The 17,682-nt window shown below is 33.3% G+C and carries 12 protein-coding genes and 3 pseudogenes; 5 read left to right on the top strand and 10 right to left on the bottom strand.

Annotated features, from left to right (window positions below; genetic code table 11):
* The first annotated feature begins 85 nt into the window (after positions 1-85).
* Positions 86-1,048: pseudogene (locus Wcon_RS03000) on the top strand (IS630 family transposase).
* A 265-nt stretch (positions 1,049-1,313) separates the two neighbouring features.
* Here Wcon_RS03000 and gltX read toward each other — a convergent pair.
* Positions 1,314-2,768: a glutamate--tRNA ligase gene (gltX, locus tag Wcon_RS03005; RefSeq protein WP_114517172.1), complete on the bottom strand. Its 1,455-nt coding sequence runs from the start codon at positions 2,766-2,768 to the stop codon at positions 1,314-1,316.
* 148 nt (positions 2,769-2,916) lie between these two features.
* Between gltX and Wcon_RS03010 the strand changes: the two genes are divergently transcribed.
* A complete protein-coding gene (locus Wcon_RS03010) occupies positions 2,917-3,675 on the top strand; it encodes an ankyrin repeat domain-containing protein (protein WP_114517173.1) in 759 nt (252 codons plus the stop codon).
* Positions 3,676-3,733: 58 nt separating this feature from the next.
* Entirely contained in the window at positions 3,734-5,830 is a 2,097-nt protein-coding gene (locus Wcon_RS03015; RefSeq protein ID WP_114517174.1) for an acetyl-CoA carboxylase biotin carboxylase subunit, read from the top strand.
* On the opposite strand, the pseudogene Wcon_RS13005 reads toward Wcon_RS03015, so the two are convergent.
* The 6 genes and pseudogenes from Wcon_RS13005 to Wcon_RS03050 form a co-directional block, all read right to left on the bottom strand.
* Positions 5,813-6,944 (bottom strand): annotated as a pseudogene (locus Wcon_RS13005) (COX15/CtaA family protein). The gene Wcon_RS03015 and the pseudogene Wcon_RS13005 sit on opposite strands and share 18 nt — an antisense overlap.
* A complete protein-coding gene (locus Wcon_RS03030; RefSeq protein ID WP_114517175.1) occupies positions 6,926-8,515 on the bottom strand; it encodes a glycosyltransferase family 2 protein in 1,590 nt (529 codons plus the stop codon). The pseudogene Wcon_RS13005 and the gene Wcon_RS03030 overlap by 19 nt, the downstream one beginning before the upstream one ends.
* Positions 8,516-8,520: 5 nt before the next feature.
* On the bottom strand, positions 8,521-8,997 hold the full coding sequence (locus Wcon_RS03035) for a F0F1 ATP synthase subunit B family protein (protein WP_114517176.1): 477 nt from the start codon (positions 8,995-8,997) through the stop codon (positions 8,521-8,523).
* A gap of 10 nt (positions 8,998-9,007) precedes the next feature.
* Complete coding sequence (locus Wcon_RS03040) at positions 9,008-9,487, bottom strand: F0F1 ATP synthase subunit B family protein (RefSeq protein ID WP_114517177.1); 480 nt, start codon at positions 9,485-9,487, stop codon at positions 9,008-9,010.
* A 3-nt stretch (positions 9,488-9,490) separates the two neighbouring features.
* Positions 9,491-9,718, bottom strand: a complete 228-nt coding sequence (locus Wcon_RS03045) for a F0F1 ATP synthase subunit C (RefSeq protein WP_006014985.1) — start codon at positions 9,716-9,718, stop codon at positions 9,491-9,493.
* A 60-nt stretch (positions 9,719-9,778) separates the two neighbouring features.
* Positions 9,779-10,504, bottom strand: coding sequence for a F0F1 ATP synthase subunit A (locus Wcon_RS03050; protein ID WP_114517178.1), 726 nt, complete (start codon positions 10,502-10,504; stop codon positions 9,779-9,781).
* Positions 10,505-10,720: 216 nt separating this feature from the next.
* Here Wcon_RS03050 and Wcon_RS03055 point away from each other — a divergent pair, with 216 nt between their 5' ends.
* Together Wcon_RS03055 and pheT are read left to right on the top strand one after the other, a co-directional pair.
* Positions 10,721-10,936, top strand: coding sequence for a hypothetical protein (locus Wcon_RS03055; RefSeq protein WP_114517179.1), 216 nt, complete (start codon positions 10,721-10,723; stop codon positions 10,934-10,936).
* A 174-nt stretch (positions 10,937-11,110) separates the two neighbouring features.
* Positions 11,111-13,449: pseudogene (pheT, locus tag Wcon_RS03060) on the top strand (phenylalanine--tRNA ligase subunit beta).
* Here pheT and Wcon_RS03065 read toward each other — a convergent pair.
* The 3 genes from Wcon_RS03065 to Wcon_RS03075 form a co-directional block, all read right to left on the bottom strand.
* The gene (locus Wcon_RS03065; protein ID WP_114517180.1) at positions 13,446-14,486 is read right to left on the bottom strand and encodes a hypothetical protein; all 1,041 of its coding nucleotides are present in this window, start codon (positions 14,484-14,486) and stop codon (positions 13,446-13,448) included. The pseudogene pheT and the gene Wcon_RS03065 sit on opposite strands and share 4 nt — an antisense overlap.
* Positions 14,452-14,697, bottom strand: coding sequence for a hypothetical protein (locus Wcon_RS03070; RefSeq protein WP_114517181.1), 246 nt, complete (start codon positions 14,695-14,697; stop codon positions 14,452-14,454). Before Wcon_RS03070 ends, Wcon_RS03065 begins: the two co-directional genes overlap by 35 nt.
* Positions 14,698-14,902: 205 nt before the next feature.
* Positions 14,903-17,641, bottom strand: coding sequence for a hypothetical protein (locus tag Wcon_RS03075; protein ID WP_114517182.1), 2,739 nt, complete (start codon positions 17,639-17,641; stop codon positions 14,903-14,905).
* Between the last annotated feature and the right edge of the window lie 41 nt (positions 17,642-17,682).

Below are 17,682 nucleotides of genomic sequence, written 5' to 3' on the forward strand. Positions count from 1 at the left end.
AATACCAATGCCCATTAAGGAGAGAGCGGATAGACAATAAAGAGAAAAAAAGTCCATACTGAAACAAGTAAAATAGCGGGGTAAAATAGGATTAAGATCAAAACTATTAGATGAACAAGTGGTGGAATCGGCAAGAAAAATGCTGAAGAAAGTAAGAAACAATGCATAAAAAAACTAAATGCTGTAATTGCTAGCAAAAAAGCATAGCATAACGGCTGTAGCAAAGATATGCTGCATTTCAAGAAACGCAGTAACTTCATGACTTAAAATTTGGAAGAGAAGAAAAACTATTTGCTCCTGCTCAATGCTGTAAAAAAACTAGATTGAATCATAGCCAACTTGAGCAAGTTGAAGTATGGATAGAAGAAAATCCTAATATTACTATTAAAGAAATGAGAATAAAGATTCAGAAAAAATTTGGTCTGAATGTCAGTAAGTCTACAGTGCACCGTAATATATGAAATTTTCATATATTACACCAACACAATGTACAAGATAAAAGAAAACAAGAGGAATTCAAAAAAAAATCTCAATGAAGTTATTGGCAAGTATCTTGGAAAAGAGCTGTTTTTCTTTGATGAATCGCGGTTTGGCACACATTCGAAAGTCGGACGTGGTTGGTTTAAAAAGGGCATCAGGACAAAGGTTAAAATAAAATTAGGTAGACAAAATTTTTATCTCTACAGTGCAGTTAATCCTAAAAATGAAGAGAACTCTAGCTTATTTGCACCGAATGTCAACACTGAATGTATTTCTTAAGCAGATGTCCCAATATTTAGGAACAAGAGAGGCTTTTTTAGTTATGGATTGTGCTAGTTGGCATAAGTCAAAAAATTTAAAGGTGCCTAAAAATATTGAGATTATGTACCTATCACCATACTCGCCTGCAGTTGCAAGACTTTGGTTATATATAAAACAGAACATTTTGCGTAATAAAATATACGATACAATTACTCTCCTTGAGTTTACTTTGTGTAAATTTGTTGCTTCCCTTGCCCACTCTACAATTAAACAACTCTGCTATGTCTCCTATTTGTCCTCCTCATAATGAGAATTGGTATAAGTATTACATGTGTGTGCCAGAATAACAGAAGACTTGCTGTAAATCAAAAGATATAAGAAGAAGGTAAGGAGTAATGCGATGGCTTTACTGCATAGCTAGTTAGAGGGAGGACAAATGGAAGGAAAATCTTATAAAGCGAGTTCAAAAGTAGGCATAACGATGTCAGTGAATTAAATAACATTTAATGGGAAGTTCTTGCGCACGATTTATTTCAGCTAAAACTGAACCCAAATGTCTTTTTACTCTGACCCTACTGCAACCTTTTTATACATTCGTCTTTACTGAGAATTATCATAATATCAATGATTCCAGGTGCATCCATTACCCCTGTTATAGGTGCACGTAATGAGTGGTATATATCGCTCATTTTCATATTATGTAATTTCGAAAATTCCTTGATCTGAGCAGATAAAAAATTCTTATTCCAATCTTCATCACCTATACTCGAAAGAAATGATGCAAGTAACTTAATTATATCTAGGTTAGATTTGACAATTTGCTGAGCTTCTTCACTCAAATCAAGTGGCGGATCTTGAATATAAAACTTTGCTAAATCCAGCAGTTCGGTTAGATAGTTTGCTCTTTTCTTTAGCTCTGTTAGTCCCTGTAATAAATAATTCTTTTTCTTATCAGTCAAAAACACATTACCACCTGTCATCCAAGTAGCTGACACTGGTTTTGTCTTTCTGGTCACGCGCTGGAAGGATTGGGTTAAAGAAAAATCTTTTGCATTACTCTCGAACATTGGAACAATAATACTTAAAATATCTTCATTGCTCATATTGTTAATATAATGGTTATTCAAATGTTCCAGTTTTTTAAAATCAAGCCGTGCAGGTGAACGACCGATATTTTCCAAATTAAACCACTCTATTGCTTGATCATCGCTAATAATTTCATCATTACCATGACTCCAACCAAGTCTAAGCAGGTAGTTACGCATTGCTTCTGGCAATATTCCCATCTTTTCATAATCGCAAACACTTGTATCACCATGTCTTTTAGATAGCTTATTCCCGTCTTCTCCATGAATAAGCGGTACATGTGCAAAGCGTGGGACATCAAAATCAAGAGCCTGGTATATCAGTAATTGTTTGAAGGTATTAGTGAGGTGATCAGAGCCACGTATAATATCGGTTACTTCAGCATCATGGTCATCAATCACTACAGCAAAAATATATGTTGGAGTATTATCGGAACGCAAGATTACTATGTCATCAAGTTGGTCGCTATTTATCTTAACTTGACCGTATATTTTATCATCAACAACGATATCTTCCGAGTCTAGAACTTTAAAGCGAACAACAGGCTTTACATCTGGTGCCGAATTAGCACATTTATGCTTATATATTTTTCCTTCTTCTCTCGCTTTTACTTTCTTTTCTGCAACTTCATCTTCAGGGCAATAACAGTGATACGCTTTACCTTTTTCAACTAAAAGATTTGCAACTTCAATGTGTCTATCTATTCTTTTCGATTGGTATATTATTTCTTCATCATAGCTTATTCCAAGCCATTTTAACCCATCTGTTATTGCATCAATTGCTTCTTGTGTTGAACGTTTTCTGTCGGTGTCTTCAATCCTTAGCAAAAACTTACCACCATGATGCTTTGCATAGAGCCAATTAAATAATGCAGTACGAGCTCCTCCAATATGCAAGAATCCTGTTGGCGATGGAGCAAATCTAGTAACTATACCTGGCATATTTGTCTATTGTGATAATGTAACGGATGATAACTAAAATTTGCACTTGCAACAACGTAGAACTATTGTAGATTTAAAGGATTAATTTACATTTATTTTTAATAAACTCCATTGTATAATTTAGTGTTGGTTAATAGTTAGGTATGTTATGATCGGATCTACAGATGAGATAAAAAAACTTCTCTTAGCTAATGAAGCTAATGTCAGTTGGCGTTACATCGGCCCATTTGATAAAACAAGACAAATAGTACAGGCAGATAATCTCTTGCATCTAGCTGCAAGAATACAAGACAAAGATAAATTTGTAGACATTTGCAGGAAGAACATTGCTTCTGTAACTGCGCATAATGAATATGGAAATAATCCATTTCATGAAGCAGCAAGGAGTGGGGTTTTGCTGCCTGCAGTAAAAGATATTGTGCGTTGCTTAGAGACGGAAGCTGATAACAAAATTATAAAAGCACAAGAAGCTGGAGATCGGAAAGAAGTAAGCAGATTGAAAGAGGAACTCAAATGTAATAAAAAATATATAAAAGATGCGCTCTGCAGTAAAGACCATGCTTTTAATAAGAAAAGGGAAACTCCTCTTTATTACTTAGATGCTACACAACAGAAAGAAATTAAGCAAATTGCAGATATAAAATGTGGCTTTATATGTAGTAAGAAGTTTCATATATGCCTATATATAGTAGGGGTTATAGTATGTACTATCGCTATGTGTGTATCTTTGTATCTTCTATTTTCGGTTTCTCAGTCTCTTGCATTAGCTTCAATAGCGACAATAGCTTCTGGAGGGTCTTCATATCTGTTATTTAAGACATGTAACGAGGTATATGGTTTGTATAACGAAAGTACTATAGTGGATCCTGATGCTATGCAACTTTTAGAGGGTGGTTTAACTCCTTAGTATGAAGTACTTGCAGGCAATAATTTACTTTCTTAACTGAAGAAAGTATACTGATAAGATGATAAAAAAGAAGTATAGTAAAATTTTAATAGCAAATAGAGGAGAGGTTGCCTGCAGGATAATCAAGACTGCGCGCAGAATGGGTATATCTTGTGTATGCGTGTACTCAGATGCAGACGCAAATTCTGTACATGTAAGACAAGCAGATGAGTCGAGGTACATTGGTCCTTCGCCTTCTTGCCTTAGTTACTTAAACATCGAAAAAATATGCGAAGTAGCGATTGAAACAGGTGCTGAAGCGGTTCATCCTGGCTATGGATTTTTGGCAGAGAATCCAGATTTTCCACGTGCTTTGCAGAAGCATAATATAGACTTCATCGGTCCCAGTGCAAAAACAATAGAAGTTACAGCCAACAAAATAACAGCAAAAGAAGCGGCAAGAAAAGCTGGAGTGAATGTAGTACCAGGATATATGGGTAAGATCGAAGATGCTGCTCACGCAGCCATCGTTGCTGAAGAGATTGGCTTTCCCGTTATGCTCAAAGCTGCATCAGGTGGTGGTGGCAAAGGAATGCGAATTGTAAATTCCAAAAAAGAAATTGAACTAGCATTCACATCAGCAACAAATGAAGCAGAGAAAAGTTTTAAAGATGGCAGTATCTTTATAGAGAAATATATAGAGTTACCAAGACATATTGAAATACAAATCATAGCGGATAAATATGGCAATATAGTATGTCTTGGAGAGAGGGAATGCTCAATACAAAGGAATAACCAGAAAATAATGGAAGAAACTCCAAGTCCATTTATTAGTGAAGAAGTAAGACAAAAAATGTATGCCCAATGTGTTTCTCTGGCAAAGAAAGTTGGTTATTTTTCAGCAGGTACTATCGAGTTTGTTGTTGATAAAGACCAAAACTTCTATTTTCTTGAGGTAAATACGAGATTACAAGTTGAGCATCCAGTAACAGAATTTATAACTGGAATAGACATAGTAGAAGAAATGATTAGAACTTCCTGTGGAAAAAAACTAAGGTTTGGTCAGAATGACATTAAACTTACTGGTTCTGCAATAGAAAGTAGAATTTGTGCTGAAGACCCATCAAAGAAATTTTTCCCTTCCAGCGGAAGAATAAAATATTACGATAAACCGGATGAAAATGATTATGTAAGAATAGATGATGGAGTTGCTGCAGGTTCAGAAATCAGCATGTTCTACGATTCGATGATTGCAAAAGTTATAACATATGGAAAAGATAGAATAGAAGCAATCAGCAGAATGCAAAAAGCATTGTCTGAATGTTATATAGAAGGAGTAACAAATAATATAGAATTTCTAGAATCCATTTTCCATCATCCAAACTTTATTGCAGCAAAGCTCCACACAAGATTCATTCCAGACCATTATCCCAGTGGGTTTCAAGGCAATTTTATTACAGAGGAATATATTAAAATATTTATCTTTGCTGCACTGTATGTTCATTTAGAAAATGAGGTAAGGTATTACAATAAGTCAGTGGATGAAACATCAGATTCGATGTCATTCCAGCGCGTGACGCTGGAATCTAAAAAAAAGAAAGAGTGGTCAAGCACTGGGATGACGCTTTATGGCATTGAAACGACAGGTGACCGTGCAAGAGATTTATTCATAGTGAATATAAATGACAATGAGTACTCCATAAATGCAAAATACCAAGATAATACATTAACAACAGTATATAATCACAATAAATACTCCGTGGTGGGTAAGTGGAAATCAAGTTATAGATTGCTATATATCACAATTAATGATGATACCAATATAGCACTTAAAATAGAAAGGCAAGGCAGCAAGTACTTCATAAGACATGCGGGTATGAAAGCTGAATGTTGTGTATTGAAACCTCACATAGCTGAACTAAGCAAGTTAATGCTAAATAATGAAACAGAAGGGATTTCAGTAGATGCTGTAAAATCCCCAATATCTGGCTTATTAGTTAAGTTGCACGTAAATACAGGAGATCAGATAGAAATAGGACAACCCCTGTTTGTTGTAGAGGCAATGAAAATGGAAAATATTATATGCGCTGAATCAGAAATGGTGATAAAAAATACCCCTGTTAAAGAAGGAAAAAATGTACAGGCTGGTGATTTGGTATTAGATCTGCTTTCTTAAATAACACAAGCAGTATAAACCTGATCCAAATAAGATAAACGAAAACATTTGATGGGCTATAGCAATTGATATTGGTATATGCAGCAACAAAGTGACTACTCCTAAAATTACCTGAATGATGACGGAGAGCAGCATAATATATGCTGGTTTTACATTGGCATTTTTTATTGTAAATACTACTGTCAGAACTAATATCAGCAATGCCAGTACTCTATGCACAAATTGCACTGTTGCTCTGTTTTCAAAAATATTGAGCCATGTAGGTTGTAAGTAAAATAAATCTTCTGGAATAATGTGTCCATCCATTAGTGGAAATGTATTGTAAATTAAGCCAGCATTTAATCCCGCAACAAATGCACCAAAGATTATTTGTACTGCGATTAGAATCAGAGTAAGTGTTATATAATATATACTACTGTCAATGGATTGAAATTCTGTCATCCCAGTGCGTGACACTGGGATCCATTTAAAAAATTTAAGAAAAGCATAGATTCCAGTGTCACGCACTGGGATGACAACATTGCTTTTTTTTCACGCAAGGCAATTCTGAAGTACATCTAGTCCTAGTTTTGTTTTGTAAACTTATCTGATAGTCAAAAAATTGATACAACAATAATGCAAAAATAACCAATGCAAGCAGTAAGTGAAGTGCAAGCTTATAGTGACTAACATGAGGATTGGCTACCAAACCGCTTTTAACCACATACCAACCAGCAAAAGCTTGTAAAATTCCAAATAATAGTGCTATAGATAGCCTTATTACTGCCTTTTTAGGTATTGTTTTTTTTAGTGTAAAGTATATAAATGGTAAGATAAAAACTAAACCTGTCAGCCTTGCAATCAATCTATGCACATATTCTATTAAGTATATGGTGCGGAACTCTTCCATATTCATACCGTAGTTAAATGCTTTGTATTCAGGTGTAGCTTCATATTTTGATTTTTCTTTTAGCCAATCTTGTTCACTCAGTGGTGGTAATGTTCCGGTAATAGGTTTCCATTCCGTGATTGACAATCCTGCTTTTGAAAGTCTGGTAAATCCACCAATCCCCACCATGAAAATCACCATGACAGAGCAGAGAAAAAGCCAAATAGCTACAAATTTTGCTTCCATAAGCCATGCTGAGTTTTGTTCCATTGCTGAGGGTGAATAACAAATTCCCACAAGGCAAAAAAAGCCGCAACGCTATGTAGCAGATTATAGACGGGAAAAAATATTGATACTATATAAAAATAAAAAGGCATTTTTTGCTGTTTAATAGCTACTATCAAAAAAATCAAGTTAATAACGTATACTACTATAAAATAATATAAAAATAATCCGCTTAAAACTTGAGTTAGTATCAATGAAAGTAACAAAAAAGGAGTAGTGAAAAATATAAAGGCTGAGGAACCAACAAAAAGGTTTAATAGCAAAACTCCTTTGAGCCCAATATGCTTAAAAAGTAATTTTATATTTTTTAAATGAACAATGTAAGTTTGCATATAACCTTTGATCCAGCGTGCTCTTTGCTTGATCCAAGCAAAGACAGTAGTTGGTGATTCTTCCAATGTTTCTGAATCAATAATTCTGGTTTTATATCCCATTTGTGCAAGTCTCAAACCGAGATCAGCGTCTTCAGTGACATTGAAAGCATCCCAGAAAAGCACTTTCCTTAAAATTTCCACTGAAAAATGGTTACTGCTACCACCTAAAGGTATTGGCATGTTCATTTTTTGAAATCCAGGCAATAAATATTGAAACCAATTCATATATTCTAGAGAAAAGGATTTTGTAAGAAAATTACAATCACAGTTGTAGTAATTTAATTTTGCCTGTACACAAGCTAACTTTTTGTCACCCTTATTAAATTCAATTAGTGCTTTTTTTAACTGCAATGGATCTGGCTTGTCATCTGCATCATATATTACCACATACTTCCCTCTAGCAAAGCTCATAGCATAATTGCATGACTTAGCTTTTGTTCTAGGTAAAAAATGAGGCACTTTTATTACTTCAAAATACTGCGGTAAAGTGCATTTTTCTATCGCTTCCAACATTTCTTGGTCATCACTCTCTATCAGAAGCTTTACATCTAATTTTGATTTTGGATAATCCAAACTTTCAATGCTCTCAATCAATTGCTTTATAATCGCATTCTCTTTAAAAGCAGGCAATAAAATAGTATATACAGGTTCATTTAGCTTACTATAATCCACTTTTTGGCTAGAAATTTTACGTAAGCCAAAAATTTTAGTTACGAATTTGAATAAAGAACTAGAACATCCAACTATGAATATCAGCATCAAAGCAAAATATGCATATTTCTCTGTCAGTGTTAAAGTCGAAATTATAACAAAAAAAGAGGAAAAAAATATTGAACTGAGCCTAATACTTTTAGCTGAAAAATTAGGGTTCTTATAATATAAGTAATTGCCTGCAAATTCTGAAATACCAAAGTGCGAGTTAAGAAGATTTAAAATCTGTTCACTGTTCGCTTTTATTAATACGTAGTCATCACCGTAGTAAGCCTTGATCCAACCATTGATATCTTGATTTGCACTTTCAACTATAAAGAAAGTAGTACTATTTAATTTTTGCCAAGGAATTATATTAAATTTATAATAAAAGAGTTTTTCTTGTTCTTTGCATAAACTAGAATCAAACTTAATTTTTCCTATATTATCAGCCTGAAGTATAGGCATTAAACTTAATGCAATTTTTTACTTAAGTCACGTGAAAACGAAGATATGACCTCACTACTACGCTTATCATCTTTACGTTCATGCATTATTTTCTTTACAGCATCAGCAGCTATACTTGCTGTGTTAGCTTGTAAATCTCCAAGAGCTTTTTCAACTTGATCAGTGACTTTCTTCAAGTTAGAATGGATATTGTCATCTAATGTCTGATCGAGCTGCTGTTTATTGTGCTTAATGATACTATTAGCCTTATCAACTGCTTCATTCATCATTTTGTTAACTTCTGCATCTAATTTTTTGTATTTTTCAGAAGATTTTTTGTAATACTCCAACATATCTTTCCTGAATTTTTCAGTTTCTTCACTTGAAAATTTGCTTTTATTATGCTTATTGTTAAGTGCATTTTTTATCACTTTCTTTAGCAATTTATATGCAAAGACAAGACCTGCCAAGAAGGCAAGACCGATAATCATTGATGTAGACATAAAAAAACTCCTAAAACTCTTCAGATACCAAGCTAGCAACAAACTCCTCTTCAACCTCAAAATTAGTTAACTTAGTATAGTAAATCAAAGCAATATTAGTAGCCATCTGTTTTAATTCATTAATGTATTCAGATTTAAATTTTTCTACTCTTTCTTCAACAAATTTGCTTACTTTTTTATCTTCCTCTTCTAATATATTCTTAACATTAGATCTCATTTCTTCTACCTGAGCAAGTGCATCATCTAGGATTTTTTTTGCCTGTACTCTGGCTTGATTTAAAGCTGCATTATATTTTACAACTTGATTTTCTACAAGTTGCAAAAGGTGAACAGAACTACTAAAAGAATTCAATACTTCTTTACTTCTAGTGCTTATTACTTCTTCCAACTTTGGTAAAAATAAGTAATTCACTATGGAAAAAAGTGAAGAAAAAAAAATTAAAAACCAAAAAATTTGAGAAGAGAAAGTTGAAACATCAAGCTGTGGCATCTGTTAAGCAGCAAATATTAATAACATTGCAAGTACAAACGCAAGCAATCCCATTATTTCAACCATAGCAGCACCAATATAAACGTAACTTTTCATTTTACCTTCTGATTCAGGGTTTCTCGCAATCCCATTTAACATAGCAGAGAAGATATTAGCTATACCTAAGCCAGCACCGAGCATTCCAAACACAGCTAAACCAATTGCTATAAATTTTAAAGCTACTAAATCCATATATTACCTTTAACTATTTCTTTACATTATTAATTGTAAAATATTCTGCAAGGAAGTCAATTACTTTACTGCATCTGACAAATATACACATGTTAATATAGTAAATATATAAGCTTGCAAAACTGCAACAAATACTTCAAATCCTATTAGTGCAATTATAAACAAAAAAGGCGCAGGAGTGAAAAGTACGTTCATATTCACAATAAATCCCGCTATCACTTTGATGATCGTATGACCAGCAATCATATTTGCTGCAAGCCTTATTGATAGACTAATCGGCCTTACTAAATAAGCAAATAACTTAATAATAATTATTATAGGCGCAAGCCATGAAGGAGTTCCTTTTGGTAGCAATATACGTAAAAATTCTACTCCCCTTTCTTTAAACCCAATAATCGTTATATAAATAAAAGTCACCATAGATAAAGCGAAGGTGACTATTACATGACTTGTGACCGTGAAACTATAAGGAAGAACACCAACTAAATTACACGATAAAATGAAAATAAATACTGTAAATATCAAAGGAATGTGCTGCAAACCTTTGCTTCCAGTATTATTTTCTATTATTGAAACAACAAAATCATATACATACTCAACTGCAGCTTGTAAATATCCTGGTATTACTGCCCCTTTTCTTACTCCAAGAAGCAAAAAGAGCATTGTCAACATTACCGAAATCATCATAAAAAGAGATGAGTTAGTAAAGTTTATGTCATACCCAAATAGTTTTGGTAACTCTATTATTGTATATACTTTAAATTGTTCTAGCGGATTTAACGCCATTTTGATCTTATGTACTTAAACTGTAACAGTAAATAAAGTATAAATTTTATAGGATAAAGTCAAGAATTAAGATAGAAAGCTCTATGTCATTATAGCATTAGCATATTAACAAAGTATGTAATGAGAATGCTAATTATAGTCAGCTACCAACTTTATTTTAAATTCTTGACTTAACATCTCATTTTAACTATAATTTAATTTTAATATGAGGCAATTATGAGTGAAATAGATTTTACTAATCTACCTTTAGGTTTAGAACAGGAATGCGGCAACGGGTACATCAAATTTACAGATTATTCTTCTAACCCAGACACTGGCCTTTTCCACATGGCAGGTGAAATGCTAGATGAAAGCCATAATATTATAGGAAATTTCACTGGTGATGCTTACACTTATAACTTTCATATAGATGATCACAATATGAATATTTAACTCTGCATGGAGATGGATTTAAAAGGTGATATAAAGAAAATTCTTTCTTTGTAGAAAAATGGTATATAAGTAGGCTTCTCTGTTGTTTCTTGCAATATAGAAGCCATTTACTACAACAAGCTTTGAAATCATTATATTTTACATTACAATAACTTTTTGTTTCTTGTTAGATAGATGAAATTCACATTATCTTGGTTACTAGAGCACTTAGAAACTAATGCTAGTTTAGAAGAAATCACTGATAAGTTAACCCATGTAGGACTGGAAGTAGAAGATGTGGTTGACAATACCAAATTAGCTGGGTTTGTTGTTGTAAAAGTATTAGAAGTTGCACCTCACCAAAATGCTAATAAATTAAAACTATGTAAAGTAGACAATGGAAGTAAAATTCTGCAGATAGTCTGTGGAGCACAGAATGTTAGAGAAAATATGAAAACTGTACTTGCATCTCTTGGTAGCACATTACCAGAAAGCGATTTCACAATTAAGCCTGCAAAAATACGAGGAGTGCTAAGTGAAGGAATGCTCTGTTCTGCTTCTGAACTTGCGCTGACTCAAGAGGAAAGTGAAGGAATAATCGAGCTTTCTGATGATTATAAAACAGGAGATAAATTTTTCAATTGCGATCCTGTAATTGATATAAATGTTACTCCAAATCGTGGAGATTGCCTAGGTGTTTATGGAATAGCACGTGATCTAGCAGCAGCTGGAATTGGAATATTAAAGACTTTAAGCGTTCCACAACTTACCAGCTCCATAAATTCACCAATCGATGTTGAAGTGAATGACGGGGAAAGTTTTATTAGTGGAATATACATTGCCAATGTAAAAAATAAAGAGAGCCCAAAATGGTTAAAAGATAAATTGGAATCGATAGGAATGCGCTGTATTTCTGCAATAGTCGATATTACTAATTACATTATGATATCTTTCGGGCGCCCAATGCACGCATATGATGCAAAAAAAATAGAAGGAGAGCTTGTAGTACGCAAAGCAAACGATGGAGAAAAATTTATTGGTTTAAATGGTAAAGAATACTTATTAAACAAAGACATAAGTGTTATTTCTGATGATAAAAATGTTCATGGAATTGCTGGAATTATAGGTGGTAAGTATAGCGAATGCACTCTTGAAACTACTGATATCTTTTTAGAGTCTGCTTGGTTTGACCCCATCTCTATCACTAAATCTTCAAGGCAACTTGGCATCTCCACAGACTCAAGTTACAGGTTTACACGCTCAGTTGATCCTGGATTTACTTTCGATGGACTAAGTTTTGCAACTCAGATGATTTTGGACCTATGCGGTGGAGAAGCCTCAAACGTGGTATCTGCTGGTAGTCTGGATGAGGCTGATATCAAGGTGAACCTTGATTATCGAGACATAAACAAGTTTGGAAGTGTATCTGTACCACCTGATGAGGTATTCAATATTTTAACAAAACTAGGATTTAGTGTTGACAAAAAACCGAAGGTAATTGGGATATACAAGTACCAAGCTGGAGATCGGACGTGACAATACCTGCTGACCTAATTGAAGAAGTAACAAGGATATACGACTATGACAAAATAAAAGAAGAATTACTACCAAATAATGTTGAAGAAGTAGATAGTACATACGACAATTTGCGTATTTTGATGACAAACAGAGGGTTTCATGAAATGATAACTTGGTCTTTTATGAGTGAATCAATAGCTGAAAAATTTGGTTACTCGGATAAGTTATTTATTATCGATAATCCATTTAATAATAACTTCAATATAATGAGGCCAAGTGTCATACCAAATTTGTTGCAAGTCACTGCTGATAATATTGCCCATGGAGTATCTGATCTTGCAATCTTCGAAATTGGGCCGATTTACGATGGTGAAGCTCAGTCTAAACATGTCTTAAGTGGAATAAGAACAGGAAATAATTCGCCGCGAAACCATTATAACACTGATAGGAAGGTAGATATCTTTGATGCAAAAGCTGACCTTATAACAGCTTTGGAATTTTTTAACATCAACTGTGATAATTTAACGATAGAGAGGGCAGAAAAAGAACATTACCACCCAGGAAAGTCAGGTACTCTCTCTTTTAAGAATAAAGTAGCAGGTTATTTTGGAGAGTTGCATCCTAATATATTAGATCTTTTTGACATCAAGCAAAAAGTTGTAGGTTTTGAGTTGATATTAGAAAATATTGAAAATTTACCTATAAGTAGAAAAAAATTTATCGATTATAAATACCAAAGTGTAAAGCGCGATTTTGCGTTTATTATAAATAAAGACATAGCAGTAGGTAGTATAATTAATATGGTGAAAAAAAGCTCAAAGCTCATCACAGAAGTTTTGATATTTGATGTATACCATGGAAATAACATGGAGCCGAGCAAGATGTCTATAGCATTGTCAGTTACTTTCTGCTCTCCAACTCACACTTTAACTGAAGAGGAAATCCAAAAAGAATCAAATATGATAGTCAACTTAGTGTGTGAAAATACTGAAGGAACTTTGAGAGCTCATCATTAAGCCGTAATCACAGTTTCCTGATTTTGCTGTGTCACGTTTACTTCATCTAATTCACTTCTAACTAACGTCAATTCAATATTCTCAGAAAAGACTTCATATAACTTATCTCTTATACGAGGCAATATTAAATCTTTAAATATTTTTTCTCCATCAGGAAGTAGAATAGAGGGTTTGATGGAAGCAGGTAATTTCTCTACTACGTCTATTATTTCCTTGAAAGGTTGAATAAACACTTCTCCTGGTATTAAGCAACTTATCAGTTTAGAATCGACACTATTTACCACTTTTAGTTTGAATTCAGTCAACAATTCCTTCAGCTTATTATACGTAATACCTGCTTTTTCTAGATTCATCAACTCTTCCATAGTTTTTGTGAACCCTTGAACAGAAATTTTAAGCACATTTGTTATTTCACTACGCAAAGGTTTAAGACCACTTCCTAAATGAATTTTTACTGATGATTTCAATATGGTATTATGCTCTGGATCCTGTCCAACATTAATCCAACCACCATTTTTATTTTTATATAAATCTTCACGTAATTGTGCAAACTGTGGCGGAAATTTAATTTCGATATCCAGCATAATATCTGATTTATTAACCTCTGTTCCATGAAAAGATACTTCAATATTTGGATGTTGATTCTGATATGACTCACTGCCCTCTTTAAAAGCAGCAATTAAAGAATGAACTAGTCCTCTATTTAAAAGATAAAAAATAGCTAAAGCAATTGTTGCAGGAATAAGTAAGATTACAAATGTAGCAAAAATCACTACTGAAGCAAGAATACCATATGCCAATCTTTTTGCTGTTAATTTATTTTCTTTTTTTTTATTTTCCTCCACACTGATCTGCGTTTTATCATTTATTTTATATCTGCTATATAGGACTAACCCTAATGCAGTTAAAGCTACATAAGGAAGCATTAAAAATGCTAGAGCTACATTCAACACTCGTTTTTCTAGACTAGTTCGACTTATCTCCTTAAATATTTTACTTGATTTATTGTACCAAGAAGTAAAAAAAATCAGAGTCATAATCCTTATAATGAAATATATTCAGCGGAATGTTAAAACCAGAAGAAAATTCTTCCCCTTTCTTTGAACTATAAGAAACAGCAGCACACTTTTCTTCACCTAAACCACTATTATTGCCATCTAAGTTAGTTTCAGAAGTTGTAACAGCAACACACTCTTCCCTACCTACACTACTACTATTAGTTTCAGAATTTATAGTAGCACTTATCATATTATACCTGATTTAAAATATGCTTTATATGCTATAAGTACTAATAATTTCTAAAGATAAGGAGAGAGTCTGCTCTTTTATGTATTCACTTCATTATTTTTTTATCCTTTGCTTTGATTATTACTCTTATTTTAAAGGTTTATTTACCAGCATAAATGCCTTAGCGCGATTAAAGAAGGTAGAGGTAAAGTGGGTAATCTTTATATCAAATTAGCTTAGCTTTCTTCTTAATTGGCTGTGTCACGTTTACTTCATCTAATCTATTTCCAATCTTAAATTCAATATCCTTAAAAAATCTATCCCACGTTCCACGCAAATGCTCTTCTACTTTAGGCCACACATCATTTTTAAATGTTTCTCCATCATCAGAAAATACATTACCTAAAAAAGCTCCGATTTCCTCATAATTTGATTCAAAATGTTGAAGAAACGTTTCTCCTTCCTTATAAGAGTTGTGTGCTACATCTAACGCTTTTCCTTCTATACTCTCATCCCCATATATTGCAACGATAAGGCCTGTTTTAATATATCCATAACCTGTCTGAACAGCTTTTATAGGTTGCAGCCATGAACTCTTATCGCTTTTTGGTACATTATTTACTATATTTTCCACCAACCTGTTTATCAAAGGAGACAATAAATCTTGACAAAAATGTTTGATATTATCTTTTGTTTTAATTACAGGATATTTGATGCATTTTTCTGCCAAATAGTACTCAAGTTCCGCTTTCTCTAATAACTTTTTAACTGCTTCTTCACTAAAAGTCTCATGCTCGAATGCCTTTAGTAAATTATTCTCTATTGTTGCAAATTTTATTTTTTCACGAGATTCTAACTCTTCTCTATAATTATTTTTTGTTTCTTCATTTATCAATAATTCTTTTTTCTCTAATTCTAATTGTTCTAGTGCTTTTAGAATTTCTTGGTTATCTTTCAAGTGCTTCTCTATTAATTTTGTATTTGGATGCTTTTCTCCTCTTCTCTTTTGCTCATCTTCTAAGTACTTATTTAAATCCTCATTTCCTTCTATTATTTCTCTCAACAGTGCAGGTTGTTCCAAGCATTTTGCAATTTCTGCTCGATGCGCATTAATCCTTTTTACTAAATCTGGTGCCTCCCTTTTTAATAGCTTACACGAATTCTCTATACCCTTTGCTTGGCCTTTGAATAAACTTTGTATTTTACATTTCGTTATTTCTAAATATACCTTTGCTATAAGATCATTTACTTTATCTGAAACTTCTTTTAAACCTTTCTCACTAAAAGGACCTTTTATCTCCTCTTCTAAACCTCGAAACTGGTCTATTAAGCTTAGCGTGCCTAATAGGCCTAACTCACCTTTGGCTTTTTTCATTACTGATTTTACTAGCCTTTGCTCAACTTCTTGATCATCATACTCGAACTTAAAAAGACCTTCTAATTTCCTTTTTAAATCATCATTTGTTAAGTTATTTTTTCCCTCACCATATACTGCTTTCAATTTTTCATATATCCTAGTATATCTTTCTTGTCCTTGTTCTTTTAAATCTTTAATTATTTTTTTAGCATCATTCAGAGCTTCCTCTGTTTTTCCAGGACATGTATCCTTATAAACATCAATGATTGTCTCCTTAGCTATTTTCCCTTCCTCTTTAAGTCGTTCCCATTCTGCTTTAAATACAGGAAGCTCACTATCGTCCAAGGCACCCGGTACTTTTGCTCCTGCTTTTTTTAGACCTTTTATTATTATCTCTTTCTCATTTGGTAATTCCTTACCTTGACTTTCTAATTTCTGTTTCACTAAAGTATTTTTTAGCTCATCCTCCAGTGAAAAATCTTCTCCACGTCTATCTCGCTGAAATTTAATTGCTTGTACAAAGGCAACTTGATAAGCATTTTCTATTAAACGAGTTGTCAGCTTAGAATCTATACTACTCACCACTTTCAACCTGAACTCGCTTAACAATTCTTTCAGCTTATCATATGTAATCTCTTTCCTTTCTAGCTTCATCAGCTCTTCCATAGTTTTTGCGCATTCTTGGATCGAAGTTGCAAGCACATTCTTGATTTCATTGCGTAAGGGCTTAAGACCATTTTTTAAATTGATGTTAGTTGACAATTTCAGTACGATATTATGCTCCGAATCCCGCGTCACACTAAACCACTTATTACTTTCATTCTCATATAAGTCTCTAAGTAATTGTTTAAATTGTGGTGGAAACTTTATTTCCATATCCCACGCAATATTTGGTCCAGGAACTTCCTTTTCATGAAAAGACACCTCAATATTTTGATGCTTATTAGAATACTGCCCCATACTTATTTCAAGAGCAGCAACTAAAGAGTGAAATAAATCTCTATTTAAAAGATAAAAAGTAGCCAAAGCAATTGTTGCAGGAACAACCAAAGTTACAAGTACAGTCACATTAACAAAAATTGCTATTGCAGCAAGAACACCATATGCCAATCTTTTTGATACACCGGTTTCACTCTTTTTTGTCTTATCTTCCCCTACACCTTCTTGTTTCTTGCTGTTTGCTTTAAATCTACTGTATACGACTAATCCCAATGCAGTAAAAGCAATATAAGGGAGCATTAAAACTGACAGAGCTAAATTTAATACTTTTTTCTCTGGGCAAGCTCTGTTTATCTCTTTCAATATTTCGCTTGACACATTATACCAGGAGGTAAAAAAGTCAGAATTATAATCTTTATAATGAAATATACTGAGTGGAATGTTAAGGTTAGCTAACGGTTCTTGTCTTTCCACAGCATCAAAAAACTCTTCTTCCTCTTCTGAAGCAACAAGGCCTAAATCACTCTCTTCTTCTACACTAGAAACAGCTTCCATAGCATCAAAAAACTCTTCTTCTTCCAAAGCAACATTGGAAATAGATTGTACTTTACCTAAACCATCATTATTGTTAACAACTTCTCTGTAACCATCTGCAACAACTTGATTCATATTATCAACCTACTTGAAGCAATCTAAGTATAGCATAAACA

It is taken from the genome of Wolbachia endosymbiont of Cylisticus convexus (genome assembly GCF_003344345.1).